Source organism: Promicromonospora kroppenstedtii DSM 19349, assembly GCF_000515355.1.
Lineage (GTDB): Bacteria > Actinomycetota > Actinomycetes > Actinomycetales > Cellulomonadaceae > Promicromonospora > Promicromonospora kroppenstedtii.
The window spans coordinates 1,174-2,094 of record NZ_KI911588.1; the positions used below are offsets into that span (position 1 = coordinate 1,174).

Genomic DNA, 921 nt, shown 5'->3' on the forward strand with positions numbered 1-921 from the left:
TCCGTCAGCGAGCAAAGTTGCCGTTGGCGTCGGTGAAGTCGAGGTTGGCGTCCTTCATAGCCGTGGCGGCCTTGGCCGTCTGCGGCACGAGCCGCGAGAGCATCGTCTTCAGCGAGGTACCGGCGTCGCTCCCCTTGATGCCGGCGTTGTCGAACGCCGCGAGAGCGCCGACCGTGTCGTTCAGGTTGAGGCCTGCGTTCACGGCGCCTGGGCCGACCTGGCTCAGGGCGTGGCCGAGGGACTCGACGGACGCGGTCGAGGCGTTCGCGCCGCCGGCGAGGGCGGCGGATACGACGTTCATCTGATCGCCGGAGAGCTTGAACGTGTTCAGCGCGTTCGAGGCGATCTCGGCAGCCGACGCGAGCGTCGTACCGCCTGCGGCGGCGAGCTGGAGTGTGCCCTCAGTGCGCCGGCCTGGATCGTGGCGGCGCTCAGGCCGCCCTTGGCGAGCTCCTGCATGGCGTCGGCGGCCTCGTTAGCCGAGAACGACGTCGATGCGCCCAGGTCGAGGGCGAGCTTGTTCAGCTTCGCCATTTCCTTCTGCGGCGCGCCCAGGGTGGCAGCCGTGACGTTCATCGTCTGGGAGAACTTCTTCTCCAGGTTGACCGACGACGCGACGATGCCGCCGATCCCGGCGACGACGGCCAGCGCGGGCCCCCGGAGGCCATCCATGCCCTCGCCGAACCTCTTCGCCGAACCGCCGACCGGCCCGCTTACCGGACCGGTCGGCTTCGTTCTCGCTCGCCCCGAGCGCTTGCTTCACGCCCGGGGCGATCTTGCTGGTCTCCGGCAGGATCGGGAGGTAGGCAACGGCTAGCTCAACGGCCACGTCGGGCCTCCTCACATGGTCCCGGCGAGCCACGCCTCCATCTCGTCGATGGAGACAGCGCCCTTGCCGTAGGTGGTGCTCTCCGGCTCGAC

The 921-nt window shown here is 69.2% G+C and carries 1 protein-coding gene and 1 pseudogene; both read right to left on the reverse strand.

All coding sequences use genetic code 11. The annotated features are described in order from the left end of the window. Positions 1 to 4: 4 nt before the first annotated feature. Positions 5 to 352: pseudogene (locus tag PROKR_RS02650) on the reverse strand (phage tail tape measure protein); the annotation flags it as partial. Then, positions 328 to 672 (reverse strand): phage tail tape measure protein, encoded by a 345-nt coding sequence (locus PROKR_RS02655; protein WP_036959374.1) that lies wholly within the window; start codon positions 670 to 672, stop codon positions 328 to 330. The gene PROKR_RS02655 and the pseudogene PROKR_RS02650, both read right to left, overlap by 25 nt. Positions 673 to 921 lie beyond the last annotated feature (249 nt).